The organism is Clostridioides mangenotii TR (assembly GCF_000498755.1).
In the GTDB taxonomy this organism is placed as follows: domain Bacteria; phylum Bacillota; class Clostridia; order Peptostreptococcales; family Peptostreptococcaceae; genus Metaclostridioides; species Metaclostridioides mangenotii_A.
Genome location: NZ_AXUS01000005.1, coordinates 99864 through 126141, shown reverse-complemented (window position 1 = coordinate 126141; position 26278 = coordinate 99864). Strand labels below are relative to the sequence as shown.

At 31.6% G+C, this 26278-nt stretch carries 27 protein-coding genes and 1 pseudogene; 2 read left to right on the top strand and 26 right to left on the bottom strand.

Going from position 1 to position 26278, the window contains the following annotated elements; genetic code table 11:
- Positions 1–66: 66 nt before the first annotated feature.
- The 15 genes from T473_RS0104255 to aroE form a co-directional block, all read right to left on the bottom strand.
- Positions 67–294, bottom strand: coding sequence for a KH domain-containing protein (locus T473_RS0104255; protein WP_024620789.1), 228 nt, complete (start codon positions 292–294; stop codon positions 67–69).
- 28 nt (positions 295–322) lie between these two features.
- Positions 323–586, bottom strand: a complete 264-nt coding sequence (gene rpsP / locus T473_RS0104250) for a 30S ribosomal protein S16 (RefSeq protein ID WP_024620788.1) — start codon at positions 584–586, stop codon at positions 323–325.
- A 35-nt stretch (positions 587–621) separates the two neighbouring features.
- Complete coding sequence (gene ffh / locus T473_RS0104245; RefSeq protein ID WP_024620787.1) at positions 622–1974, bottom strand: signal recognition particle protein; 1353 nt, start codon at positions 1972–1974, stop codon at positions 622–624.
- On the bottom strand, positions 1971–2339 hold the full coding sequence (gene ylxM / locus T473_RS0104240; protein ID WP_024620786.1) for a YlxM family DNA-binding protein: 369 nt from the start codon (positions 2337–2339) through the stop codon (positions 1971–1973). The genes ffh and ylxM overlap by 4 nt, the downstream gene beginning before the upstream one ends.
- Positions 2340–2509: 170 nt before the next feature.
- Complete coding sequence (gene ftsY / locus T473_RS0104235; RefSeq protein ID WP_024620785.1) at positions 2510–3853, bottom strand: signal recognition particle-docking protein FtsY; 1344 nt, start codon at positions 3851–3853, stop codon at positions 2510–2512.
- Positions 3854–3912: 59 nt separating this feature from the next.
- A complete protein-coding gene (gene smc / locus T473_RS0104230) occupies positions 3913–7467 on the bottom strand; it encodes a chromosome segregation protein SMC (RefSeq protein WP_024620784.1) in 3555 nt (1184 codons plus the stop codon).
- 27 nt (positions 7468–7494) lie between these two features.
- Positions 7495–8568, bottom strand: a complete 1074-nt coding sequence (locus tag T473_RS0104225) for an elongator complex protein 3 (RefSeq protein WP_024620783.1) — start codon at positions 8566–8568, stop codon at positions 7495–7497.
- A 40-nt stretch (positions 8569–8608) separates the two neighbouring features.
- On the bottom strand, positions 8609–9310 hold the full coding sequence (rnc, locus tag T473_RS0104220; protein ID WP_024620782.1) for a ribonuclease III: 702 nt from the start codon (positions 9308–9310) through the stop codon (positions 8609–8611).
- A gap of 153 nt (positions 9311–9463) precedes the next feature.
- Complete coding sequence (locus T473_RS0104215; protein WP_024620781.1) at positions 9464–9898, bottom strand: CD1247 N-terminal domain-containing protein; 435 nt, start codon at positions 9896–9898, stop codon at positions 9464–9466.
- A gap of 98 nt (positions 9899–9996) precedes the next feature.
- Positions 9997–10554, bottom strand: a complete 558-nt coding sequence (efp, locus tag T473_RS0104210; RefSeq protein WP_024620780.1) for an elongation factor P — start codon at positions 10552–10554, stop codon at positions 9997–9999.
- A 228-nt stretch (positions 10555–10782) separates the two neighbouring features.
- Positions 10783–11451, bottom strand: a complete 669-nt coding sequence (locus T473_RS0104205) for a hypothetical protein (protein WP_051365867.1) — start codon at positions 11449–11451, stop codon at positions 10783–10785.
- Positions 11441–11863: a pilus assembly FimT family protein gene (locus T473_RS0104200; protein ID WP_024620778.1), complete on the bottom strand. Its 423-nt coding sequence runs from the start codon at positions 11861–11863 to the stop codon at positions 11441–11443. The genes T473_RS0104205 and T473_RS0104200 overlap by 11 nt, the downstream gene beginning before the upstream one ends.
- An 18-nt stretch (positions 11864–11881) precedes the next feature.
- Entirely contained in the window at positions 11882–12517 is a 636-nt protein-coding gene (locus T473_RS0104195) for a hypothetical protein (RefSeq protein ID WP_024620777.1), read from the bottom strand.
- Complete coding sequence (locus tag T473_RS0104190; protein ID WP_024620776.1) at positions 12501–12869, bottom strand: type II secretion system protein; 369 nt, start codon at positions 12867–12869, stop codon at positions 12501–12503. Before T473_RS0104190 ends, T473_RS0104195 begins: the two co-directional genes overlap by 17 nt.
- A gap of 128 nt (positions 12870–12997) precedes the next feature.
- Positions 12998–13849, bottom strand: a complete 852-nt coding sequence (gene aroE / locus T473_RS0104185) for a shikimate dehydrogenase (RefSeq protein WP_024620775.1) — start codon at positions 13847–13849, stop codon at positions 12998–13000.
- 448 nt (positions 13850–14297) lie between these two features.
- On the opposite strand from aroE, the pseudogene T473_RS20075 reads away from it, so the two are divergent.
- Positions 14298–14431: pseudogene (locus tag T473_RS20075) on the top strand (sigma factor); the annotation flags it as partial.
- The gene (locus T473_RS16185; protein ID WP_416386991.1) at positions 14408–14821 is read left to right on the top strand and encodes a sigma-70 family RNA polymerase sigma factor; all 414 of its coding nucleotides are present in this window, start codon (positions 14408–14410) and stop codon (positions 14819–14821) included. The pseudogene T473_RS20075 and the gene T473_RS16185, both read left to right, overlap by 24 nt.
- Before the next feature lie 391 nt (positions 14822–15212).
- Here the strand turns inward: T473_RS16185 and T473_RS0104175 are convergent, their stop codons facing one another.
- From T473_RS0104175 to T473_RS0104130, 11 genes are all read right to left on the bottom strand, one after another.
- On the bottom strand, positions 15213–15632 hold the full coding sequence (locus tag T473_RS0104175) for a gamma-glutamylcyclotransferase family protein (RefSeq protein ID WP_024620774.1): 420 nt from the start codon (positions 15630–15632) through the stop codon (positions 15213–15215).
- A gap of 3 nt (positions 15633–15635) precedes the next feature.
- Entirely contained in the window at positions 15636–16556 is a 921-nt protein-coding gene (locus T473_RS0104170) for a DUF979 domain-containing protein (RefSeq protein WP_024620773.1), read from the bottom strand.
- A gap of 18 nt (positions 16557–16574) precedes the next feature.
- The gene (locus tag T473_RS0104165; protein WP_024620772.1) at positions 16575–17240 is read right to left on the bottom strand and encodes a DUF969 domain-containing protein; all 666 of its coding nucleotides are present in this window, start codon (positions 17238–17240) and stop codon (positions 16575–16577) included.
- A gap of 26 nt (positions 17241–17266) precedes the next feature.
- Entirely contained in the window at positions 17267–20509 is a 3243-nt protein-coding gene (locus T473_RS0104160; protein WP_024620771.1) for a M14 family metallopeptidase, read from the bottom strand.
- Positions 20509–21150 (bottom strand): pyroglutamyl-peptidase I, encoded by a 642-nt coding sequence (gene pcp / locus T473_RS0104155; protein ID WP_024620770.1) that lies wholly within the window; start codon positions 21148–21150, stop codon positions 20509–20511. Before pcp ends, T473_RS0104160 begins: the two co-directional genes overlap by 1 nt.
- Before the next feature lie 161 nt (positions 21151–21311).
- The gene (locus T473_RS16180) at positions 21312–22544 is read right to left on the bottom strand and encodes a peptidoglycan D,D-transpeptidase FtsI family protein (protein WP_242825853.1); all 1233 of its coding nucleotides are present in this window, start codon (positions 22542–22544) and stop codon (positions 21312–21314) included.
- 38 nt (positions 22545–22582) lie between these two features.
- Positions 22583–22975 carry a penicillin-binding protein 2 gene (locus T473_RS19015; RefSeq protein ID WP_242825852.1) on the bottom strand — a complete coding sequence of 131 codons (393 nt, stop codon included), beginning with the start codon at positions 22973–22975 and terminating at the stop codon, positions 22583–22585.
- 55 nt (positions 22976–23030) lie between these two features.
- The gene (locus tag T473_RS0104145; RefSeq protein ID WP_051365866.1) at positions 23031–23606 is read right to left on the bottom strand and encodes a shikimate kinase; all 576 of its coding nucleotides are present in this window, start codon (positions 23604–23606) and stop codon (positions 23031–23033) included.
- Positions 23607–23823: 217 nt separating this feature from the next.
- A complete protein-coding gene (locus T473_RS0104140) occupies positions 23824–24138 on the bottom strand; it encodes a hypothetical protein (RefSeq protein WP_024620769.1) in 315 nt (104 codons plus the stop codon).
- A 217-nt stretch (positions 24139–24355) separates the two neighbouring features.
- Positions 24356–25600, bottom strand: a complete 1245-nt coding sequence (locus tag T473_RS0104135) for a peptidase U32 family protein (RefSeq protein WP_024620768.1) — start codon at positions 25598–25600, stop codon at positions 24356–24358.
- Positions 25600–26259 carry an O-methyltransferase gene (locus T473_RS0104130; protein WP_024620767.1) on the bottom strand — a complete coding sequence of 220 codons (660 nt, stop codon included), beginning with the start codon at positions 26257–26259 and terminating at the stop codon, positions 25600–25602. Before T473_RS0104130 ends, T473_RS0104135 begins: the two co-directional genes overlap by 1 nt.
- Positions 26260–26278 lie beyond the last annotated feature (19 nt).

Here is a 26278-nt window from a genome sequence, read left to right as displayed (position 1 = left end):
TATATAAATATTATTCTATTATATACTATAAACAAAAAGGATTAGGTGAATACCTAACCCCCTTTTCTATATTATCTCAAGAGTAACCTTGATTTTTTCTTTGTTTGCTACCGATCTCACAACAGTTCTTATAGCTTTTGCTATTCTACCTTGCTTTCCGATAACTTTACCCATATCGTCATCTGCGACTGTAAGCTTCAAGATAGTAACACCTTTGTCTTCAGTTGCATTAACGACAACTTCATCGGGCTTGTCAACTAGAGCTTTAGCTATATCTTCAACTAACTCCCTCATATCATACATCTCCTAATAAAATATTTTATTATTTAGAAGCTTCAAATTTTTCCATTACTCCGTTTTTTGCAAGTAAGTTTTTAACTGCTTCTGTTGGTTGAGCACCATTCTTTAACCACGCTACAGCTTTTTCATCGTTTATTTTTACTTGTTTTGGTTCAGAAACTGGATTGTAGTATCCTATTTCTTCTATGAATTTTCCATCTCTTGGTGATCTAGAATCTGCTACTACTATTCTGTAGAAAGGTTTTTTGTTTGCACCCATTCTTTTTAATCTTATTTTAACTGCCATTTAAAGCACCTCCGAAAATTGTTATTTTTTATTATTTATTTGAAAAAAGGTAAACCTCCCAGGCCGCCTCTTTTTTTCATGCCTTTTTGTGCTCCTGTAAACATCTTCATCATCTTCTTCATTTCATTGAATTGCTTTATAAGCCTGTTTACATCTTGAACACTAGTTCCACTACCTCTCGCTATACGCTTCTTTCTCGATGCGTTTAGCACTGTTGGGTTTCTTCTCTCATAAACTGTCATCGCTTGAACTATAGCTTTAGTTCTCTTCATTTCCTTGCCGTTGACATCTACGTCTCCAAGTTGGTCTTTAATATTTCCCATACCTGGCATCATACCCAGTATTTTATCTAGTGGACCCATATTTTGAATCTGTTCCATTTGCTCTAGGAAGTCTTCAAAATCCAAGTCTTGTTTCTTTATTTTTTGCTCTAATTCTTTTGCTTTTTCAAGATCCATTGTCTCCTGTGCCTTTTCTATAAGGCTAAGTACATCGCCCATTCCAAGAATTCTTGAAGCCATTCTATCTGGATGGAACGGTTCTAAATCTTCAAGCTTCTCGCCCATACCTATAAATTTGATCGGTTTTTGTGTTACAGCTTTTATTGAAAGAGCTGCTCCACCTCTAGTGTCACCATCAAGTTTAGTAAGTACTACTCCATCGATTCCAAGTGTCTCGTTGAAGCTTTCAGCGACATTTACAGCATCTTGTCCAGTCATTGAGTCAACTACAAGAAGTATTTCGTGTGGTTTGACTTCAGTCTTTATCGACTGTAACTCCTCCATAAGAACTTCATCTATATGTAGACGTCCTGCTGTATCTATTATAACTATGTCATTACCATTTTTAGTAGCATGGTTAAATCCTGCCTTTGCTATGTCAAGAGGCTTTTCTTTATCTCCCATACTGAACACTGGAATATCCAGTTTTTCACCTACAACCTGTAATTGTTTTATAGCCGCTGGTCTATATACGTCACAAGCAATTAGTAGAGGTTTTTTACCTTGTTTCTTAAAGTATCCCCCTAATTTACCAGATGTAGTCGTCTTACCAGCACCTTGTAAACCAACCATCATTATTACTGTAGGCGGTTTTGAAGATATACTTATTTTACTTTGAACATCGCCCATAAGCTCAGTAAGCTCTTCATTAACTATTTTTATTATATGTTGACCTGGAGTTAAGCTCTGCATAACTTCTTGACCAACACATCTTTCTTGCACTTTTTTAACAAAGTCTTTAACAACTTTAAAGTTAACATCGGCTTCAAGTAACGCCAGTTTAACTTCTCTCATTGCGTCCTTTATATCGCTTTCAGTAAGTTTTCCTTTCGATTTAAGCTTACTAAATGCTCCTTGCAGTTTATCAGATAAACCTTCAAATATCATTTTATCATCCCCCTACATATATCTTCTATACTTTCCAACTTAGGGATTAAATCATCACAGTCTTGTTTGCTTTTTAAACTTACTTTTAAATTGACAATTTCTTCATGTATCAATTTTATGCTTTGTTCGTGTTCTTGAAGTTTAGAAACTAATTGAAGTTTATCTTCATAGTCTCTAAGTATCTTTTCTGATCTTTTAAGTGTATCGTAAACACTCTGTCTTGAAACACCTAAATTCTCACTTATCTCTCCAAGTGAGTAGTCTTCTTCGTAGTATAAACTAACTATTTCACTCTGTTTCTTCGTTAGCAACTCTCTATACTGCTCAAATAATAAACCTACTTCAACCATTTTTTCGATATTCATATCAAACACTTCCAAACATCATACTGTAAAGTTCTTTTACTTTACACATTGTATTTTAACTTATAAATTTTACATTGTCAACAATTAATTTTACTCTATTTGCTATTAATTATCTCAACATACTATTGAAATCAAAATATACATTAACTATTGCATTATCCTACTGTATATTAATTTCCAAATAGAGCTTCTGAGAACAGTTTAGCATCAAAGTCTTGAAGATCTTCCGCCTTTTCTCCTACACCTATAAGTCTAACAGGTACATCCACTTCAGACTTAACTGCAATCACTACTCCACCTTTTGCAGTACCGTCTAATTTGGTAAGAACTATACCAGTTATATCTGCCACTTCTTTAAATGTCTTTGCCTGTGAAACTGCATTTTGACCTGTTGTAGCATCTACTACTAGAAGTACCTCTCTCTTAGCCTCAGGGAATTCCCTATCTACAATTTTAAATATTTTACCGAGCTCATTCATAAGATTTGTTTTGTTATGAAGTCTCCCGGCAGTATCGCATATAAGAACATCTACACCTCTAGCCCTTGCTGCTTTAACTGCATCGAATACTACAGCTCCGGGATCTGCTCCTTCATTATGCTTAATTATATCGACATTTGCTCTCTTAGCCCATATATCCAACTGCTCAGTAGCTGCTGCTCTAAACGTGTCTGCTGCAGCAAGTAATACTTTTTTTCCTTCTTTTTTATATCTAGTGGCAAGTTTTCCTATTGTTGTTGTTTTTCCAACGCCATTAACTCCTACCATAAGTATTATGCACGGAGATGGATTTATATCTAATTTAGTATTTTCTTCTGTTAGAATCTCTTCTACTATACTTCTCAGCTCTATCCTAACATCCATTGGATCTGTGATACCTTTTTCTTTAATTCTACTTCTAAGAGAATCAATTATATCCATTGTAGTATTCACTCCTACATCAGATGTTATAAGAATTTCCTCTAGATCCTCAAGCAACTCTTCATCTACTTTTGTGTAAGACTTAAGTATAGTATCTATTTTATCAGTTATTCCCTGTTTCGCTTTTGTGAGACCTTGTTTAAGTCTTTCAAACATATTAAGATTTTCTTCTCCTGAATCCCCTTCTAATTCCTTTTCATGAATTTCTTCATGAGATTCATCTTGAACTTCATCTTGAATTGATTTCACTTCTTCTTTAAGAACTTCACCGTCTACTTCTCCGGATTCTGAGGTTTCTGATCCTTCTACAAAATCTATACTTTCATCAATTTTTTCAAATTCTTCCCCATCTTTTGCACCCTTATTATCTGTTTCTTTATCATTATTATTTGCTTCTTTAATATCTATCTCTTTATTGTCGCCCTCTTCTACTGTAACTTCGTCAATACCTTCTTGAACCTGTTGTGATTCACTAATTTCTGCAGATTTATTAACTTCCTGTGATTCATCTGCTTCTTGTGGAACTTGTTCTATATCTTTAACTTCATCTTGATTATCTTCTTGTTTCTTCGATTTAAAAAACTTTTTGAACACTTATCTTCCTCCTGATTGAGCAATTTAATTTAATAAAATTTTCACTTCTTCATTGTAGTTTACATAGCATTTGATATCTTCTCAGCTTCACTAAGTTTTAGCCCAATAATCTTTGATATAGCTTTTTCTTGCATTGTAACTCCATATATAAAATCTGAAGCTTGCATAGTACCTCTTCTGTGAGTTACAGCTATAAATTGTGTATCCTCTGATAACTCCTTTAAAAACTCTCCAAATCTATATATATTAGCATCATCAAGTGGTGCTTCTATTTCATCCAGTATACAAAACGGTGTTGGTTTAGTCATAAGTATTGCAAATAATATACTTATCGCTGTAAGTGCCTTTTCTCCACCAGATAATAGGTTTAAATTTTTCATCTTCTTTCCAGGTGGCTGTGAAACTATGCTTATATCGCTCTCCAAAATATTTTCTTTATCTTCAAGTATAAGTTCTCCATGTCCGCCTCCGAATAATCTGTCGTGAACATACTTGTACTTTTCATTAATTTTATCAAACTGAACTTCGAATTCATCCTTCATATTTTTTTCAAGCGAATTTATTATTTCCTCTATACATTTAATTGAATCCTCGAGGTCTTTCTTTTGAACACTATAGAAATCATATCTTTCTTTTATTTCTTCATACTTTTTAATAGAATCCAAGTTAATATTCCCAAGTTCTTTTATTTCTCTTTTAAGGCTAAATATAACTTTTTTATCTACATTCAATTCTTCATCTTTAAGTTCATTTGCAAATATAAAGGTAAGGTCGTAAAGTTCATTAAGTTTATTTAGAGAAGATTCATGACTAGCTCTTACTCTGTCAAGTTTAGAATCAACTTTAAATAAACTCTCTTTGAAATGTATATACTGTCTATCGATGATTTTGACGTTTTTATTAGACTCTTCAAACTTTTCTTTAATACTTACCTTTGAAATACGCTTATTATCTAAATTATTTTCGTTTTCTGATAGCTGTTCTGCTAAATTATTTTTTTCTTCGATTTCTAGTTTTAATTGTTCTGATAACTCTCTAATTTCTTCTTTCAACTTATCTACAGATACTTCTAGAACTTCTTTTTTAGATTCTAGTTCTGAGCATTCAGTTTTAATTCTCTCTATATCTTTATCTATTGTATCAGATGTCTGACTGTACTTTACAAGATCTAGTTTGAGTTTATCAAAGCTGATCTTATCCCCTTCAAATACATCATTTTGATTTTTAAGCAACTCAGTATATTTTTCTATATTAAGCTTGATTTTCGAATGTTTTTCATCCAATGTCTCAATATCATTATTTATTAAATCTATTCTTTCTATTGTATACGCTAGATTTTCAGATATACCAGCCTTTTCTTTTTCTAATTTTCCATTGCTAATTTCAAAAGTTTCTATATCGTTCTTTAAGTTGCTATTTTGTAGATTTAATTCGAAAATTTGTTTCTCAGCATCCTTAATTTTCGCTTCTAATACTGTAATATTTTGTTCTTTATCAGTTATTTCTTTAGCTATATATCTATGTTCTTCTTGAATTGTAGCTATCTCTTTATCCAATTTCTCTATGCTCTCTTTATATTCGCTTATTATTCTTTTTCTAGAAAGTATATTTCCATTTGTTTTCAAACTACCACCTGTCAGAGATCCTCCTATATTTAGAACTTCTCCATCAAGTGTTACAATTTTAAACTTATGCCCAGTTTCATTTGCAAACCCAATTGCAGTGTCCATATTTTCTACAATTACTGTTCTACCCAAAACACTTACTAAAATATTTTTATATTTTATATCGTATGAAACTAGCTCACTTGCAATTCCTATAGCCTTATTCTTAGTCTTTACAGCTTTTAGATTTATTGGATTTCCTTTTATTATACTTATAGGTAAAAATGTAACTCTCCCTAGATTGTTTTTCTTAAGGTAGTTTATTGCATTTTTTGCACATACTTCATCTTTAGTAATAATATTTTGTAGATAACCTCCAAGCGCTGATTCTATAGCTTTTTCGTATTCTCTAGGCACACCAATAAGCTGGCCAAGTGCTCCATGAATTCCATCAAGACCTTTATTTTTTAAAACTTCCTTTACGCCTCTATTAAATCCCTCATAGTGATTTTCCATTTCATTGTAAATGTTTATTTTAGATTTATAGTCGTTTAAAGTATAGTTATTTTTTTGTATTTTACCTTCCAACCTAAGTGCAAAGTTTTTAAGATTTCTTACTTCATTTAGCTCAGAATCTCTACTTCCAATCAACTTATTAAATGCAACCTTACTGTTTTCCATTGTCAACAGACTTTCTTCAAGTTCCTTATATTTCCCTTTTACTTTAACCAGAATTTCATCGAGTTCAACTTCTATATCTTTTGATCTTGAAAGCATATTTTCCTTATTTGCTGTCATCGCAGATAGCCTATTACTAAGTTCCTGCTTCTTATTAAGAATGTCTATTATGCCTTCTTTTAAGTTTTCAATTTCTTCTGTTAAACCTTGTATTGAAGACTTTTTATCTGAATTGTGTGCTTCTTGTTCTTCTATTTCAGATTTTAGCTTCTCAACTAATTGATTATTTTCCTCTTGGCTTTTTCCAAGCTTAACCAAGCTTTCTCTATACACCTTAAGTTTTTCATCAGCTTCAGAAGATTCTTTTTGTTTTGAGTAAATCTCTCTCTTAAAATTTTTAATTCTCTCATTTATAAGGTTGATCTGCATATCTCTTTCTGATATAACTTCTTTTATAGAATTGATATACTCTACAGCCTTTTCTATAGCTTCATCTAGAACTTTTGACTCTCTATCTAGTTCAGCAGCCTCATTTTCTACAGTTTCTTTTTCCTTTTCTCTCTCTTTGAGATTTGCTTCTATCATATTGCTGTGTTCGACAAGCTCATCGATCTCTTTGTCCAAATTCTCAATATCTCTTAAAAAGCTATTAACTTCAAGTTTTTTCAACCTCTCTGTAAATTCCTTATACTGTTTAGCTTTTAACTGTTGATTGTATAGAGGTTTTATTTGGTTTTCTATCTCTATGTATATATCTTGAATTCTCTCAAGATTTTCTTTCGTATTTAGTAGGTTCTTTTCTGCTTCATTCTTTTTATATCTGTATTTAGATATACCACAAGCTTCATCAAATATCTTTCTTCTATTTTGAGGGTTATTGCTAAGTATTTCATCAACTTTACCCTGCTCTACAATAGAATATCCATCTTTTCCTATTCCTGTATCTAAAAGAAGCTCTTTTATATCTTTCAACCTGCAAACTTTGTTATTTAAATAGAATTCACTTTCGCCATTTCTATATGCTCTCCTTTTTATTGTAACCTCACTAAAATCAATATTCATTTCATTGTCAGAGTTGTCAATAGTAAGCTCAACTTCACAATAATTCATAGCCTTTTTTGTTTCAGTACCAATAAATATAACATCTTCTAGTTTATCGCCTCTAAGACTCTTTATACTCTGTTCTCCCAAAACCCATCTTACTGCATCTGAAATATTACTTTTTCCACTACCATTAGGACCTACTATAGATGTAACTCCTTTGTTGAAAGATATATCAGTTTTCGTTGGGAATGATTTAAATCCCTTTAATTCTAATCTCTTTAAGTACAATGTCTTTCTCCTTAATCAATTATTTCTCTAAAGATTATAAACACTAAACAATTTAGAGTAAATATCGCTCATACTTACTTTCAGTATATTTCTTTGATCTATCAAAATGTGAAGTTGCTCTTCATCTATATTTGTCTCTTCTATCTTTAATTTATGTCCAAATTTTTTCATAATATAATTTTTATTTGACTTTTTATTGCCTATAAGTTTTGATATATTCTTTTTGTTGGACCTAATTACTAACTCTTTATCAAGGTCGTAATTACTTATTACTTCATTCTCTAAGTAGTCTTTTATCATTTCCGACTCCACAAGCTCTTTAAAAGCTGGATGGTACGGTCCATCTATTACCGCCTCTCCCATCTGAATGTCATCTGTAGCTTGAAGCCCAACCCTTATTACATTAATATTATTTATATAATAAAGCACTAGCAATTTTTTAACTATACTTATACTTTTCTCCAACGTAAAAGGAGTGTACTTTCCTTCTAAAAGCAATTTTTCAAGACCTGTTTCCTGAACAACTAGTGTAGGATAAATTCTTACACAACTAGGATTCATTTTTATAAATTCTTTTGCAGTGTAGAGACACTTTTCTTCAGAATCTGTAGGAAGACCAAGCATCATCTGTAATCCAAGCTCAAATCCAGCGTCTTTAATCAATTTTGCACTTTCATAGACTATTTCGCTTTTATGTCCTCTTATACTCTCGTCCAGTACATCTTCGTCAAGTGACTGCACTCCAAGCTCTATAATTCTGACTCCGTACTCTTTTAACATACTTAAATTTTGCTCATCTATACAATCAGGTCTTGTCGATAATCTAATGTAATCGACATCCCCGCTATCTATATAACTTTTAGCTACTGCCAATAATTTTCTTTGAATATCTATATCTATGGCAGTAAAACTTCCTCCAAAAAACGCAATTTCTATACTTGAATCTCTATCTATATACTCAAGACATTCTTCAATTACTGATTTAGCCGTTTCTTCTGTTACATTGGTACTCACTCCTGTTATCTTTTTCTGGTTGCAAAAAATACAGTCGTGAGGACATCCTTCGTGAGGTACAAATATAGGAATTATTTTTTTCTTCATTGTTATCATCCTCTGTAATTCATAAATTAGTTGTATATAACTATCGCATCTTTTTAAGCCCCGCTCTAGCAGCTAATTGTTCAGCTTCTTTTTTACTTTTACCTTCTCCCACACCTAAAACTTCATCGTTTATACCAACTTCCATAACAAATCTCTTATTGTGATCTGGCCCTTTTTCTTCTATAAGATTGTACCAAATATTATTTTCTCCTCTACTTTGAAGTAATTCTTGTAGATGAGTTTTATAATCTCTAAATATATTTCCTTTTCTAGTATCTTGAATTATATCCCCCATAAATTTAAGGATAAAATCTCTAGCGCACTCAAATCCTCCATCTAGGTATATCGCAGCTATTACAGCTTCCGTGGCATCTGCCAGGATAGAAATTCTCTGTCTTCCTCCTGTGGCCTCTTCACCTTTTCCAAGCAACATATAATCACCTAAATTTATATTTGTAGCAACTTCATTTAGTGATTCTTCACAAACTATATTAGCTCTAAGTTTAGTAAGTTCACCTTCTGGTATATTCTGCTCTGATCTAAATAAATAGTCACTTACTACAACCCCTAATACAGAATCTCCTAGAAACTCAAACCTCTCATTGAAGTTAAATCTCTTATTCTCATTAGAATATGAACTATGAGTAAGCGCTTCAAGGATGTAATCTTTATTTTTAAAGTCGTACCCTATTACTTTTTCAAAACATTGTATATTTTCTATTAATTTTCTATTAATTTTCATAATTCACCTCCAAAACATACTTATCTACTATATATTTTACTATTTTTCGCTAACTATTGCAAAAACTAAATTCTATAATATTCATAAATTCAAAACTGCCTATGAAACACAAAATCTTGAGTCTCATAGGCAGTTTTGAATTTTACAAATCTATTACTCTTCGTCGCTTGTGCAATTACCACAACCACAAATTTCTTCATCATCTTCAGAAGATAATATCACTGCATCACACTCTGGGCACACTATATCAACATCTTCATCGTATAGTAAGTCTTCGTCTATATCTACTAATTCTCCACAGTTAGGGCACTCCATCTCGATGAAATCTAAATCGTCGTAATCGTCATCATCTTCATCTTCGAATATCTCCTCTAAACTATCTTCAACATCAGCTAGATCTTCATCTATCGAATCAACATAATCTTTTAAATCATCTTGATCTTCTGATAAGACTACTATAGAATCAGCAAAAACTTCTAATACATCAACTATCTTATGTATCATTTTTCCTTCTTTACTTTCTTTGTCGATATCCATTCCTTCTGCTAATCCCTTTAAATAAGCAACTTCTTCATATAAATGTTTCATATAGTCTCCTCACTTTCATATTTAATATATAATTTAAGCCTATACATCTTATATTATTAAGACATATAAGCTTTTATATACCTATTTAATAAAACTTTTTATACTCTTGACAAATAATCGCCTGTTCTAGTATCTATCTTAACCTTGTCACCAACGTTTATAAATAATGGAACTTGTACAACTGCTCCTGTTTCTACTGTAGCTGCTTTGGTAACATTACTTGCAGTATCACCTTTTATACCAGGCTCAGTTTCAACTATTTCTAATTCTGCAAAGTTTGGAGCCTCAACTTGGAAAGGTTGACCTTGGTAGAATCTTATTGTAGCTACTTCATTTTCTTTTAAGTATTTAACAGCTTCTTCAACTTGGCTATAGTCCAAAGGAATTTGCTCATAAGTCTCTTCATCCATGAAGTAATATAATTCTCCATCGTTATATAAATACTGCATTTGTCTTGTATCAATTATAGCTTTTGGGAACTTTTCACTTGGGTTGAAAGTTTCTTCTCTTGTAGCCCCAGTTTTTAAGTTTTTGTATTTTGTTCTAACAAAAGCCGCTCCCTTACCTGGTTTAACATGTTGGAAGTCTACAACTAGACATGGTTGTCCGTCTTTTTCAAATGTTATGCCTTTTCTAAAATCTCCTGCTGATACCATATGTTTATTCCTCCATCTAAAATCTTATAAATACGGTAGCATTAACCATACTTTATTTAAATCATATCCTATAAATTCCTAAAGTACATGATTACAAATTTTTCTAGTATTATCATATCACAAAATACACACATATAACAAGGATTTGACACAGCTTATAGCTTTATTTTTTGATATTAAATACTGATTTAGTATTTTTTGCATAATATATGCTATATATTTCACCTTTTACTCAAAATTCAACATATTTATATCAAATTCTGTTGTGTATTTTTGTGAGTTTTTAGAAAGTTTTAAAAGTACTTTGATATACCTATCGTCTGCTGAGTTTTGTATAAACATATTATCTACATAGTCGCCAATTTCATACCCACCAGGTTGGCTGGCTCCGTTTTTCACTGAAGTTACAAATACTTTATCTCTATTTTCATTTAAATAAATTTGTTTATCATCTATATTATTGTCTTCGGATGAATATTTTAGCTGAATTGATCTTGTATCTACAAATGAATCATAGCAAATTTTTCCATTTTTAAACTCTTCTACTTCTTCACTTTTTTCAACTCCTGATTCCTCAACATTTCTTCCTTTAAAACCTTCTCTATTTGTTCTAGGAACTACACTTATAATCCCCTTGCTATTTGAAAATAGACTTTCAATATGCTTTGTCATCTCAACAGCTTGTTGTTGAAGTTCCAGAGAATCGTTCATTTTATTTTTTAAATTTATACTAATACTTAGAAGTGAGTAAAGAGTTAAAGATATAACTACAACTACAGATAATGAGACTACACCTTCTATTAACAAATATCCATTGGAATTATGAATATTAAAGGCATTTGAATACCGTTTCATAAGTTTCATGTACACCTTATGAAACCCCTTTTTAACTCTCATATTTATCTTCCTTAAGAAGAATTCTTCCACTTACTGGTGTTATAGTAATGTACCTGCAGTATTTCTTCTTATACACCTCAATAGTAGATCCCTTTTCTACCGGAGATCCATCAATTTTAAATTTTATAGTACTTAAACTATGGTCTATCTTTGCATCTTGTGGTAAAAGGTTGGTCTTTATATCTTCCCCATCCTTTCTTAAAATATATCCTTCTACATACTTTTTTTTAGTGTAGTATATGTAAGTATTATAGTTTCCAAGCATATTTTCTCGCCTCACAAACCTAATATCCGAACAGAACTGCCTTGAGAATAAGTTAATCGCCCTATTATCTATACTTCCTTTTGGAATACATAAAGTAGATATTAAAATAATTACGCTTATGGTTACAACTAGCTCAACTACGGTCACATTCCTTCTCTTTTCAAATTAAAGCCCCCTGTAATTATAGAATCTAAGATAGTCACACTCGTTGAGGTCATTGTTTTCTTTTGTATCATTTTCGCTTATATTGTTTTCTACTGTATTATTTTCTTGTTTCACATAGTTTTCAGTTTGGTTTACTTCACTATTATCAGGTTCTAGATTTATATCATAATCCTCTAATCTATATGGATTTTTAATAGCTACATCTACATTTAATGTTTTATAATAATTTCCGTCCTTTGATGTGCTTACAATCCCAAATATCAAATATCCATTTTCTTCAGTAACTCTATTATTACTTACTTTAACAGTGACATTCTCTAATCCGCTACTGCTTATGTTCTTTATATCATTAATTAAATTTTCCATGTTATTTCCTAAGAAATACTCATTAAACCCGCTTTCATTAGACGTTGTATCTATAGCTTTTCTTATATTTCTTAGTATATTGCTCTTTGCTATTTCCGATCCGCTCAGTGAACCTTCCTTTAAAAGATTATCTTTATACTCCAAGCTAAATATTTTACTGTTTGTAAATATCCAACTAATGCTAACAATGCTAATTGTACTTATTATAGAAAATACTAAAAGAGAAACAATCAACACCGAACCTTTACTGTTTCTATTGTTTCGTAACATAGCTAACCAACTCCATAGTTCTCTTATCTCCTGTAACTTTTACACTTACTTTGTAGTTTTTATAAAAATTATCATTCGGTATAACCGTGCTTGAAACATTGTATTCTCCAATTCCTTTGCTTTGTATATCTAATGCTTTTATTTCTATTACTTCACTTTCTGTATTCTTTATCTTGTATTTTTGATTTTCTAGGTGAGATTTCGCCAAGTTTAACATTGTTCTATTTTTTTCATTGTTTGCAACCTGTCTATAGCTGTTTTGAAGAGCTGTAGATACCAAATAGACTGAAATAGTCAGTATCGAAAGGCTCACTACACACTCTATTGCGATAAAACCCTTGTTTCTTCTCAATAAATTCTCCTCTCAGAAATCCATATTATACTCATTTTTCACCAGCGTACAGCATTACATAGTATTTTAAAGCTACAGCATCAATCTATTGTTTTAAAATACTATTACTATTATGTTATTTTAAAATACTATATTGATTTTTCATAAAGCTCTTTTATATTTTCTTTGTCTTCCAAAGATGGCTTAATTCCAGTCCATATATAAAATGCTGCCAACCCTTGGTTTACGAGCATATCAATTCCGTGCATTGTGTCCAAATTTTGACCCTTCGCCCACTTAATAAGACTTGTATTATGAGGGTTGTACACTATATCGCATACAAGAATATCTTTATCTATAGATATATTCTCTTCAATTGGGCAATCATTGCTTTCCATGCCTATCGGGGTTGTGTTAATAAGTATATCTATACTTTGAAGATCCTCCTTAGAAACTTCTTTACTATTACATCTAGATTTAGTTTCAAAGTTCGAATTTATTATCTCTACAATACTATTTGCATTTTCTAAACTTCTATTTCTTATCTCAATAGACTCTGCACCTTCAATTGCAAGTTCTATAGATACGCTTCTACAAGCCCCGCCTGCACCAAGTATAAGGATTTTCTTTCCTTTTACAGTACATCCTTTATCGTATATTGACTGAACAAATCCTACTCCATCAGTGTTGTATCCTGACAAAACACCTCCCTCATTTTTAACAGTATTAACTGCACCTACTAGCTCAGACTTTTTATCTGAAAAATCTAAATATTTCATAATGTCTACCTTATGTGGAATCGTAACATTTAACCCAATTATACCTAAAACCTTTATAGCCTCTACAGCGGTTTCTAAATTTTCTTTACTCACAGTAAAACATTCATATATAATATTTTGTTGGTATTTTTCGTAAAGGTAGTTGTGTATAACTGGAGAAAAACTGTGCTCCACTGGATGCCCAAAAAGACATGTAGTTTTTGTTTTTGCATTTATTTCCATAACTTGTTCTCCTTTATTTTATTGACATCGATATGTACAATTATACCTATTTGAGATTCCGAATTTATTTTATATAATTTCAAATTTTATTGTATTTATTCAAATATATCCTTAATATTACCCGATTAGTTATTATTCGTAAATACAACCACGTTTATTTTATATACTCTTCCCCTATAGATAAATCATCTACAGCACCATGCCTATTTCAAACAACAATTAAATATATTTATTAAGTATGTATTATTACTCTTTTATTTTAGCTTTATCAGTCAACTTGGATAAGTCCTCTTCATATAATTTAAGGTGACCGTATAAAGGGGGTGACTTATTGACTACTGCTAAATCGTTTGAAAAACCACTAACCCCTGAAGAGGAAATCAAATATTTAACTGAGTTTAAAATAGAAGAAGACAGAAATGCTAAAGATATTTTAATAGAGAGAAACATGAGATTAGTGGCCTATATAGCAAAAAAGTATAACAATGCCGCAGAAGATCAAGATGATTTAATATCAATAGGCACTATAGGCTTATAAAGGCCATTGACACTTTCAAAATAGATAAAGGAACTAGACTAGCTACGTATGCATCTAGATGTATCGAAAATGAGATCTTGATGCATATAAGGACAAATAAAAAGAATAAGGTTCAGGTGTCACTTCAAGACCCTATAGGTACAGACCGAGAAGGTAATGAAATTAATTTACTTGATATCCTAGGAACAGATATCGACTACGTGATAGATGAGGTTCAATTAAAAGTAGAAGTTGGTAAACTATACAAACAATTGAACGATATACTCACTCCTAGAGAAAGAGAAATTGTGCAATTGAGATATGGACTCACACCCCTTGGATATAAAACTCAAAGAGAGATAGCACAAAAATTAGACATATCTAGATCTTATGTATCTAGAATAGAGAAAAAAGCGTTAAATAAACTTCAGAAAGAGTTGAGTAAAGAATTTTAAGCAGATTTTAGTCTCAATCAGTTTACCTATTCTTTAAACTCTAAATCCCCCTATATAGTCTCATCTAGAATACGTTTAGTTCTAGATGGGACTATTTCAATTTTATTTACTTATCTATAGTAGTGATATTTTAAATTTCTTTTTTTACAATATAAAGTCCTCCAATCCCCTTAATATTTTATTTTAAATCATTATTTTACTTTCATAATATAATGATTTAAAATGGTAAGATTCATTTCATTTATAAGAATTCTAATCTATTCTGATACGAAGTGCAACTTATTTGCACACAAAAACTTATTAGCCTATTTTTTAATTCACTAAAAAGCCCCTTATCTTTATAATTTAATTAAACAGATAAGGGGCTTTAATCTAAATATATAATTTTTAATTAAATAGCCTTTTTAAAGCTATCCCAATCTCCATCTTCAATGTAAATGTTATCGTGAGCTTCAAGATATTCATCGTTTACAAATATGTACATATCCAGCATCTCGCTAGTACCATCTTCATAAAAAACTTCCTTCTTTCTTCTCTCGTACATTACAGTGGAATTGTTTCCAAAATATTTCTCAAGCACATCTACTGAGTTAAGTATTGTACCTTTGTCGTCATCTATACCCTCCATTACCTGACCATAGACTTTTTCGTTTCCATCTACTATGGCTGGGCACTCTTCATCAGTCAGATGATACAACTTCCCATGCACATATGCACTTTTTATTGAATTAATATGTCCGTCTAAATATTTGTCGTAGTTACGGTAACCCTTCATAAGAGTTCCGTAAACAAAGATCTTAAAAGCTTTCATTTATTAACCCATTACTATCATTAAAACTATTTGCACTGCTAACATTACAAGGGCAATTGGCAATTGCTTTTTTATAACTCCGTATTTATCGTTCATCTCTAATATAGCGACGGGAACTACGTTGAAGTTTGCTGCCATCGGAGTCATTAATGTTCCACAGTATCCACTTGTTAAACCTATTATACCTATTACGTTTGGATCCATACCAAATTTAAGTATAAATGGTATACCTATACCTACAGTTATTACTGAGAATGCAGCAAATGCGTTTCCCATGATCATTGTAAAGAGAGCCATTGCAACTGCATATATGATTATTGCTATCGTTACATTTCCCTCTGGAACAAAATTACCTACCATCCCCGCTATAACTTCACCAACTCCAGCTACAGCAAATATAGCTCCTAATGAAGCTAATAACTGTGGCAGTATTGCAAGCGGTCCAACTGCTTCTAAAAGTTTTTTACCTTCCGATGGGATAGCACTTACTTTGTCTTTTGCCATTACAAGTATCATTATCGCAGAAACTAGTATACCAAATCCTAATCCAACTAACGCTCCAAGGTTTGGAAGTACAATTCCAAATACTAAAGCTAGTATCCCCATTGCTAGAGCAGGAATAAATATCTTATTGCCTAATTTATCTGCCATTTTTCTTTTAAATTCTTCTGGTATTTCTTTATTTACACCTATAGATACTTTATTGAATATAGGCGGTAAAGTCATTATTACTACAAGTATTCCCGATGCTATCGGAGGAATAAAATTACCCAATCCTAAAACCGCTGCTAACGCCATCCAGAATATAAATGTTCCTGTTCTATTTTTTTGTTCTTTATCATTTAAAGCTCTAAGTGCTATATAAGCAGACATAAGAGCACATGCGATATATATAATTTCCATTAGAATATCTTTTGTTTCCATATCCATCACTCCTGTCCGTTATTTTTTGTATTTCTTCATGATCTTTCTATCTGTCATCATAAAGAAGAATGCTGAAACTATAACTGCTATTATAAATACTGGTACTTCTGCTCTAACTGCAGCAACTGGATCTATCGTGTATCCAGCTGGGTCTAGCGTACTCTTAACAAGAAGTATTCCTGATCCTGCAATAAATAGAACTTGGCCGAAGAACCAACTCACATTCTCCGCGGCACTGTTCATACCTTTGATCTCATCAAGATCTCTAGGTTCAAGCTTTTTCCCGTATTTTTCAACAGAAGCTTCTGACATAGGTGAAATAACTGGTCTTATAAATCCTGCAACTCCTCCAAAACTTACGTTGAATGCTGCTAGGAAACCTCTAATAATTGTATATCCTATTGCTAATATCCCTGGTGTAGCTTTGCTCATCTTCTTAACTAGATCACCAGCAACTTGCTTCAGACCATTTTTTTCGAGCACTCCTACAACAGGTAATGTGATGATAAATATGGCCATATATCTATTTGCAACGTATGTCTCCCCTAATGTTGTAAGAATATCTGTTATTGACATTCCTCCAACTAATCCAGTAACTATACCGGCTGCCATTACTATAGCTATTGAATTAAACTTTAAAGCAAATCCAACAACAATAATCAAAATTCCGATTAATTTAATCATTTGTTTTCCTCCTCAATTATAAGCCCCTATACTTGTATTGGTCTTATTCTTACATTTTTAAGAACTATTTGATTGTCTTTTTTGATAACATCTTCTCTAAATTTATACTTAGCGTTAGCCATCATATCTATAGTTGCTATATCTGAGATATTATGTGTTCTACTGCAAAGATCTAAATATTCACCTTGAGCTGTCTCATCTGAAACCTCTGTTGTCCAGTCAAGTGCAGTTATCCAAGGGTATCTATGAGATACGTGCCATGCGTTTGGATCTGGTTGGTAAGGTATCCAGTAGTAAATTAAATCTTTGTAGTAATTAGCTGGGAATAGTTTTGGCATCCATTGATGAGCGTACTTCTCAAATCTATTTTGCCAATCTAAATTCCATCCCTCTATTTCTTTATCTGCATTTATCTGATCGCTTACTACATCTTGTAGCGCTTCACTAAGTATCCTATTGTCGGGATATTTTTCTGAATCTAAATACCAGAAATATCCGTAAAATAGAGCTCTAGGTAACCAGAATCCTTTAAACCAAGGTGATGTGTAACCTGAGAACTGTTGATCCCATTCGTGTTTTGGGACACCATGGTTGTCGACTAGTATATCTGGTAGCCATTTATACCATAGTTTTGTAAGTGCTCTGCTCTCTGTATATTTGCTGTCTTCTTTGAAGTAATCTCTTGCAAATTCTTTTCCAACACTATTAAATCTAGCTATATGAAGTTGCCACTCTGGGTTGTCTTTTTGAAGTTCGTAGTGTATATATCCTCCATCAACGTTTTCAAAAGGTATCATAACTATATTTAATTTATCTAAATAACTTCTGTACTTTTCATCTTGTAAAAGTTGCTCTAATAGTAAGAATGCTGAATTTGTACTAGATATCTCATTTGCATGATGTCTGTTATTTATCTGGAATACCGGTTTGTTATTTATAAGCTTAGTTCTAGAAACAATACTAGACTTGTATTCTTTTGTTATCTCTATAGCGTAAATATCTCTATTTTGATAAGATTTTGAAGCCTTCCAAACTTTTATCCCATCTACTTTTTTAAGTTTGTCCACGATATCTATATACTCGTCGTAGCCTATAACTCTATCTTGAGGTATATCTATATCCCTTATATCTATCGATCCTACTTGTTTTACAAATCTATTGCTATTTATAAATTCGACGTCTTTACCATTTATATTTATATGTAACGTTTTAAACCCATATTGTGAAGGCAATATTTTGTCTTCTATTGCCTTAACTCTATTCATTAACACTATACTGTCCGTATCTTCAGTCTTTATATCTACATAAACAGTATCTAGCAATCCTTCTTTTACATAAACTTTATCTATATGTACAGTTACACTATTTCTGTCGTATTCTTCAACTTTTGCCACTTCTAATGTAGCCTTCATATACGTTCCTTGACCATTTCTCTTCTTAATTATAGGAAGTATTAAACCTGGCTCTTCTAATGCCTGTCCAACAGTTTTGATTCCCAATGTCTTGAAGAAATCTAACCCTGCAAAGTACATATCTTCATGAAGTGCACTGAGTACAGATATAATATCTTGTCTAACATCTAGCTTGTAGTCTGGCTCACTAGTGAGTATTTCTAATCTAAGAGTATTGAAGAAAGGCTGTTTCTCAATAATAGGTTTTCCATCAGATTTATCTAAAATATATTTTTTACAATCTTCTAGTATTTCAGATTGGTAAACGTCCCACATTCTCTCAACATCAGTTTTTACAGTTTGTTTTAATACAATTTCTCCATTTACCTTAACCTCAACAAGCCCTGTATTTGGATGAACTTTTCCTATTCCCGGGAACTCATCTAGATAAGGTCTTTCTGAATATTCGACATCAAATACATCTTTATATATAATTTGACCACTCTTATCGTAAACGATAAATTCATAATCTGTATTTCCGTTTTCTAGCATTTTAAAATCTATATTATCTCTAGATAAACCTATCTCTTTTTCAATCAAGTCATCTACTGGAAATAGCTCTTGAACTAGTCTTATAGGTAAATCAAAGAATTTTTCTGGATCGTCCGATCTAGAGGCATCTATATTTGGAATAGATCCATCTTCATCATTCCAAGTCGTCTTGCCTTCTGGTAAAAACGGCTTAAAATAAAGGTCTATCTTTCCAATGTTGTCTAAACTTAATTTTTCTTTCATTTGTGGAATTATTTCTTCAGTTATCCAACTTAACCCTTGTTTATATGAACAAAACACATTGCATTTAGTTGATTTTATATTTTCTCTATCTAAGTAATCAATAATAAATTCTTTTAGATCATCTCTAATTTCTTTCTCTTCACTAACTAAAATCTTAACTTCTACATCATCATTAGCAGATAATTTACCTGATAATTTATCTTTGAAAATCTCTTTAACATCATTAACTTCCCAATCAAAGTTGTACTCTTTTTCAAAAATATTTACTATTTCAGTATTTGTTTGAGGTTTTAAGTAGTCAACTATATCGCGTTTAAATTCTTTTATAGATACTTCATTTTCTTTGATTAAATACTCGTAGTTTTTGCAGAAAAACTCTGAAGTCTCAATTATATCATCGTTATTTCCAGATATGATCAAAGAATTATTTTCCCTATCAACTGATATATTATTTTCAAAATCATTATTGTTTCTATTTTTAAATTTTTTGCCCACAAATACCTTTATTTTGTCGCAGTCTTTGTCCAACTCATCTTCAGAACATGCGAGTGGAATATTACAACCTAAACTATTTAATCCAAAAATTGTTGCAATATTACAAGCCGCTACAAACTCCTGATTTGAGCAATCTTTAGCTAATACTATTTTTGCATTTATTTCATCGGCTAAAAAATCGTTGTCTGTATCAATTAAAAGCCCCTTTTCTAAAGAGGATATATCTTCTAAATCTTTTAACTGCATATTGTATACTTTTTCAGATAAAGCTAACTTATCCCTTTTTGCACTTTCAACAACTTTGGAACCAGATATAAAGTTTTTAGTTAAATCAGAAATATCTACTTCAGATATATTTAAATCGCTTTCGCTTAAACTTTCATTTTCTTCGGTTATTTTAACTATTGGTAAATCGAGTGCTGTACTTTTAAATCCAACTAAAGCACATAAATCTATTGCCTTTAATTTTTCTTCTAAAGTCGCATTTTTAGGAACAATTATACTGCTATTAACCCCATCAACTTCACTTGTATTTTTATCGTAGTTAAAGAAATTCTTTTCGTTTAATAATTCCTCAAGATTTTCCATTAGCAAATTTCACCACCTTTTACCTTTATATCTTCAGAGTGTAGAGTACAAGCTTCTATCGCTAATTCTAATCCCTTTACAATCTCGTCTAAAGACATATAAGGAGTGTTTTTCTTATCAATTACTTGACTAGTCGAGAACGGAATATGTATAAATCCGCCTTTTATATTTGGATATTTTTTGTCGATCAGATAAAGAACCCCATACATTACGTGATTACACACAAATGTACCTGCTGTATACGATAATGATGATGGTATACCGTTTTGTTTCATATGCTCTACTATTGCCTTAACTGGCAAACTCGTCATGTACGCAATGTTGCCATCTTCTCTAATTGTAGCATCTATTGGTTGATTTCCCTCATTGTCCTCTATTCTAAAATCATCAATATTTATAGCAACTTTTTCTGGAGTTATTTCAAATCTACCTCCTGCTTGACCTATAGATATAACTATATCAGGCTTGTTAGCTTCAATCGCATTTTCTATAACTTGAAGTGACTTCTCTCTAACAGTTGGTATTATTACCTTAACAATTTCTGCTCCATTTATATTGTTGCTAATACGCTTTACAGCTTCTTCAGCTGGGTTTGTTTTCTCTCCACCAAATGGATCAAATCCTGTTACTAATATTTTCATTCTAACCCCTCCTCTTATTAAATACTCTCAAAAATAAAATATAGATGTGTTTATTTTAATTTATCAATTTTTTTATTTTATTGCAAGAGTATTTTGATTTTTTGTTTTATTTTGTCAGTTGTTTCATCGAAATTAACTAAATATTTAACTTGTTTTTTACTTTATTCCAAACTTCGACATATCTCTTTAAATAAAGGAACTGCTGATTTATTGCCCTTTGTATTACCTTCGACAATAGCGGTTATGACATACTTTGGTCTATCCGCCGGATAATATCCAGTTGTCCAACCATGCTCTATTGGTATTTTATTAATATTTGATTGAGCAGTACCAGTCTTGACTCCCGAACCGCCTTCTAAATCTTTTAAAACTTTTGCTGTCCCAACAGTAGAAACTAATTTCATCATATCTTTAACTCTAGTGCTAACATAAGGTGATATTATCTCCTCTGATTTATTGGATTTAAAAGTTTTTATACTTCTACCCTCATTATCTACAATACTGTCAAAAAGCTTTAACGGTTTATAAGTACCGTTATTAGCTATAATTTGTGTCATTTGATTTATTTGTATTGGAGTAAATTCCATGTTTTCTTGACCTATTGCTAAATTTCTAAGGAATATTTTCTCTGGTTTTTTCCTCATATTTTCCTCATCTAATCCAATGTCTACTTTTTCAAATAAATGAAGTTTCTCCGCAGTCTTCAGAATTTTTTCGCTCCCAAGTTTAATACCAATATCTAAAAAAGCAGGATTGCATGAATTTGAAAATACATTATTTAAATTTTGAAATCCGTGGCCGTTGTGCTTATGGCATTTTAGAATTTCATTGGTGTTTCCTACCTTAGTTTGTCCAGTGCACGTATAGGTATAATTTTCATCAACTATTCCATTCTCTAATGCAGAGAATAGCACTACCATTTTAAAAACGGATCCTGGAGCATATGTCGATTTTATTACTCTGTTTTCAAATTCTCTATCTTTTCCCTGTAAGCTCTTTGTAAGATTATTCGGATCGAAGTTAGGTCTAGAACTCATAGCTAGTATCTCTCCAGTATTCACGTCTGATACAATTATCGCCGTTGGATGCTCTTCTTTATCTGCAATTTTCTCCACCTTTTTTTGGATGTTTGAATCTATTGTAAGTTTAACATGTTTGTCGTTTGCATTTTCTACTACTTTTTTTATACCACCTTTCAGGATATTTAAATCATCTTTATTTCCAATACGCCCAGCTTTAAATACACTTACATACTTCTCATTTGAGTCCTTGAGAACTTTATCAAGGCTTTTTTCAATTCCCATTTTTCCAACGTTGTCTACCTTATTTATATATCCAATTGTATGGGATAGTAAATTATCTTTTGAATACCTTGAAGTTTTCTCTTCAATCAAAATTCCATTTTTTATTAATTGAGCTGTATACTGGCTGTCTATTTTTTCACTTCTAATTCTACAAGAGTCTTGTCCATCTGTTGCTGAATAGCTTTATAAATATCTAATTCTGTAATTCCTGTAGCTTTTTCGATTAAATCTATTAGATTGTGATTGTTATTCAATTTTTCTTTTTCTACAACCAATACAGTCTTTTTAACTGTATCTGTTAGCTTCTTACCATTTCGATCGTAGATAATACCTCTTCCGCTGTTCAGTTCTACTTTCTCCACACTTTGATTTTCTGCATTTTGACTGTATTTATCGCTCTTTATAACTTGAATATCTACAATCCTATATATCAATATTCCAAAAACTACAATTAATACTATAAATAATATATATATTCTTCTGCCCATAACACCAGAAGATGAATTTTTTAATCTAGACATAGAATCACCCCTTAACAATTATAATATTGACCAATTGCAAGGGGCTAATACTCTTTTATAAAAATAATTTTTCAAGATCAATTAATTTTTCTACAATTTCTTCACATACTTCTTCAACAGATTTTTTATTTGTGTCTACATGAATATCTGCTGATGCTAAGTACTTCTCTTTTCGCGCTTCCATAAGGCTCTCTATAAATTCCACATTCATGTTTCCATTTAGTATCGGTCTTTCATCGCTCTCTTTAACTCTATCTAATGTAGTCTGTGAAGTCGCTGTGAGTAGCACGATTTTTCCTTGCGATCGCATAGCGTCGATATTACGGCGTCTAAGTGCTATTCCTCCCCCACATGAAACTATAGTTCCAGATTTTTTTTTCAAATCTTCAATTGCTTTACTTTCTATATCCCTAAAGTGATCTTCACCATACTTTTCAAATATATCAGATATAGACATCCCTTGTTCACTCTTTAAATGTTCATCCATCTCTATACAGTTCATCCCTAGCATTTTAGATAGATGTTTAGATACTGTGGTTTTACCAGCTCCCATAAAACCTATGAGCATTATATTGTAATTGAATACTTTCTTTGAATTTATCATATCTCTAATATTGTTTATATCTATCACAAAAATACCTGCTTTCATTCTTATCGTTAAAGATTAAATCACATACCTTATTAGATCTATATGTTCTAATTTTTATACTACATTTATTTTATTTAATCTCTAAATATTTTGATGATTTAAATTGTAAATTTTAGATAAACCATTTTACTTGTTATTATCATTTGTTATTATTTTGTTATTCATATTTCCCATTCTTATTTGTTATTATTTCTTTCTGTTATTTCATGTACTCTTTCTTTCTATTCTTTCTTGAATAAATATAAATAACTACTATAGTAACTACCACTTGACCTATCAAAAAATAAAGCCATGTGGGATTTCCGTGACCACTATATTCATCTACAAATACAGCTGACTTATATGTAGTAGCTACTGTAAAAGCTATGCAAAAAAACGAATTTACTATATATGCAATTATATCTTGTTGCTTCTGTAAAAAAAAGAACGAATTTGCAAATATAAGAAAAGCAGATAAATAAAAGTAAATATTAAAGTAATAATTCACATCGTAAATTGGTGGTATATAATCCATTCAAATTCCCCCTCAAATTAAATAAAAATTGTATAAATTAATTTTAAATAGTGACTATATAACGTTTTATCGCTATATTTTTGGACACATTTATCGCTTCTTTTTACTTCTTAACTAGAATCTCTGCATTAAAATTACAAAAAGGATGTAGTTATTACATAGGGATTAAATTAGATTTTGCTCCTACATAATTACTACATCCTGTGATTTAAAAGGCTTATCCTTCTACTTTTTCTTGTATTATCTTTCTTAACATATAATCCTTGTCAACTTCAACACCAAGTTTTAGTTTAACTATCTGTCTTGGATGTGGGGCTGACTCGATTGGCTCACCATCTTCATTGTACATTTCTTCAATAGTTGTATATGTAGTTTCTTTATAAGGCCCCATAACCTCTATTTCATCTCCTAAGCACATTTTGTTTCTCTGCTCAGTAATTACTAATCCGCTATCTTCAACGTCTCTAACTATACCGATAAAGTCGTAGTTTCTAACATAAGATGCAGAATCGTAATTTTGCTCAGAAGCTTCTGGCTTGTCTACATAAAAACCAGTTGTGAAATGTCTGTGGCTTCCTTTTTCTAGTTCTTTTAACCACATTGGATTAAACTCCCAAGTCTCAGGATTTTTGTAGTACTCATCAATTGCCATTCTGTATGCTCTAACAACTGATGCTACATAGTAAGCAGTCTTCATTCTTCCCTCTATTTTTAAACTGTAGATTCCAGATTGTATAATTTGAGGTATGTGCTCGATCATACATAAATCTTTTGAATTAAAGAAGAATGTCCCTCTCTCATCTTCATATATAGGGAAGTATTCACCAGGTCTTTTCTCCTCAACTAAGTGGTATTGCCATCTACATGATTGTGCGCAAGATCCTCTATTCGCATCTCTTCCTGTCATGTAGTTGCTTATCAAACATCTTCCAGAATAAGAAATACACATTGCTCCGTGAACAAATGCTTCTATATCCATATCCTTTGGAGTTTTTTCTCTTATTTCACTTATTTCGTCAAATGACATTTCTCTTGCCATAACAACTCTTTTAATTCCTTGCTTGTACCAGAAATTTGCACTCATGTAGTTTGTATTATTGGCTTGTGTACTTATATGTACCTCCATATCTGGAATAACTTCTTTAACAACGCTCAGTACACCCGGATCTGCCAATATAACCGCATCTATTCCGATTTCCTCAAGTTCTTTAAGATACTCTGGAAGTACCTTAAAGTCTTCATTATGAGGAATTATATTAACTGTTACAAATACTCTTTTTCCTCTTTCATGGGCAAAAATAACCCCTTCTCTCATATCTTCTTTACTGAAATTTTTCGCCGCAGTTCTCATTCCAAAGATTTCTCCACCTATGTAAACTGCATCAGCGCCGTAAGTTATTGCTATTTTTAATCTTTCTAAATCTCCTGCTGGAGCTAAAAGTTCTACTTTATTCAAATTCATTATTTTCCCTCTTCTTTCTCTTTATAACTCAAAGCAACTCCGTCACCAATAGGTATTAAAGATGTAGTAAGGTAATCGCAATTACAAATAAAGTCTAAATAGTTTCTCATTCTCTTAACTATAGTCCTCTTTCTTCTTACTACAAAGTCGTCGTGAGCTATCATTCCCTTGTACAGAATATTGTCGGAAATCAAAAGTCCTCCAACTTTTAGCTTATCTATAACCATATCGTAAAACAACTTATACTGTCCTTTTGCTGCATCGATAAAAATCATGTCGAATTCACCTTCAACTTCAGCGAGATTCTCTTCAGCATCTCCTTCTAGTATAGTTATTTTATTCTCGAGTTCTGCTTTTTTAAAGTTTTCTTTTGCTTTTTCTATCATCTGTTCATTTCTTTCAGCTGTAATTATCTCTACATCTCCATCTAGTGTATCTGCAAAAAATATAGATGAATATCCTATTGCACAACCTACTTCAAGTATCCTCTTTGGCCTCTGTACTTTTAAAAGTACGTTTAGCATATCAGACACTTCTTTGTGTATTATCGGTACATTATTTTCATGCGCATAATCCTCTAACTCTTTTAAAAGCCCTGTCTTATCTTTAAGCGTATTTCTTATATAATCTTCTACTTTTTCATTAACAATATTACTCATAAATAAATCTCCTAGATAA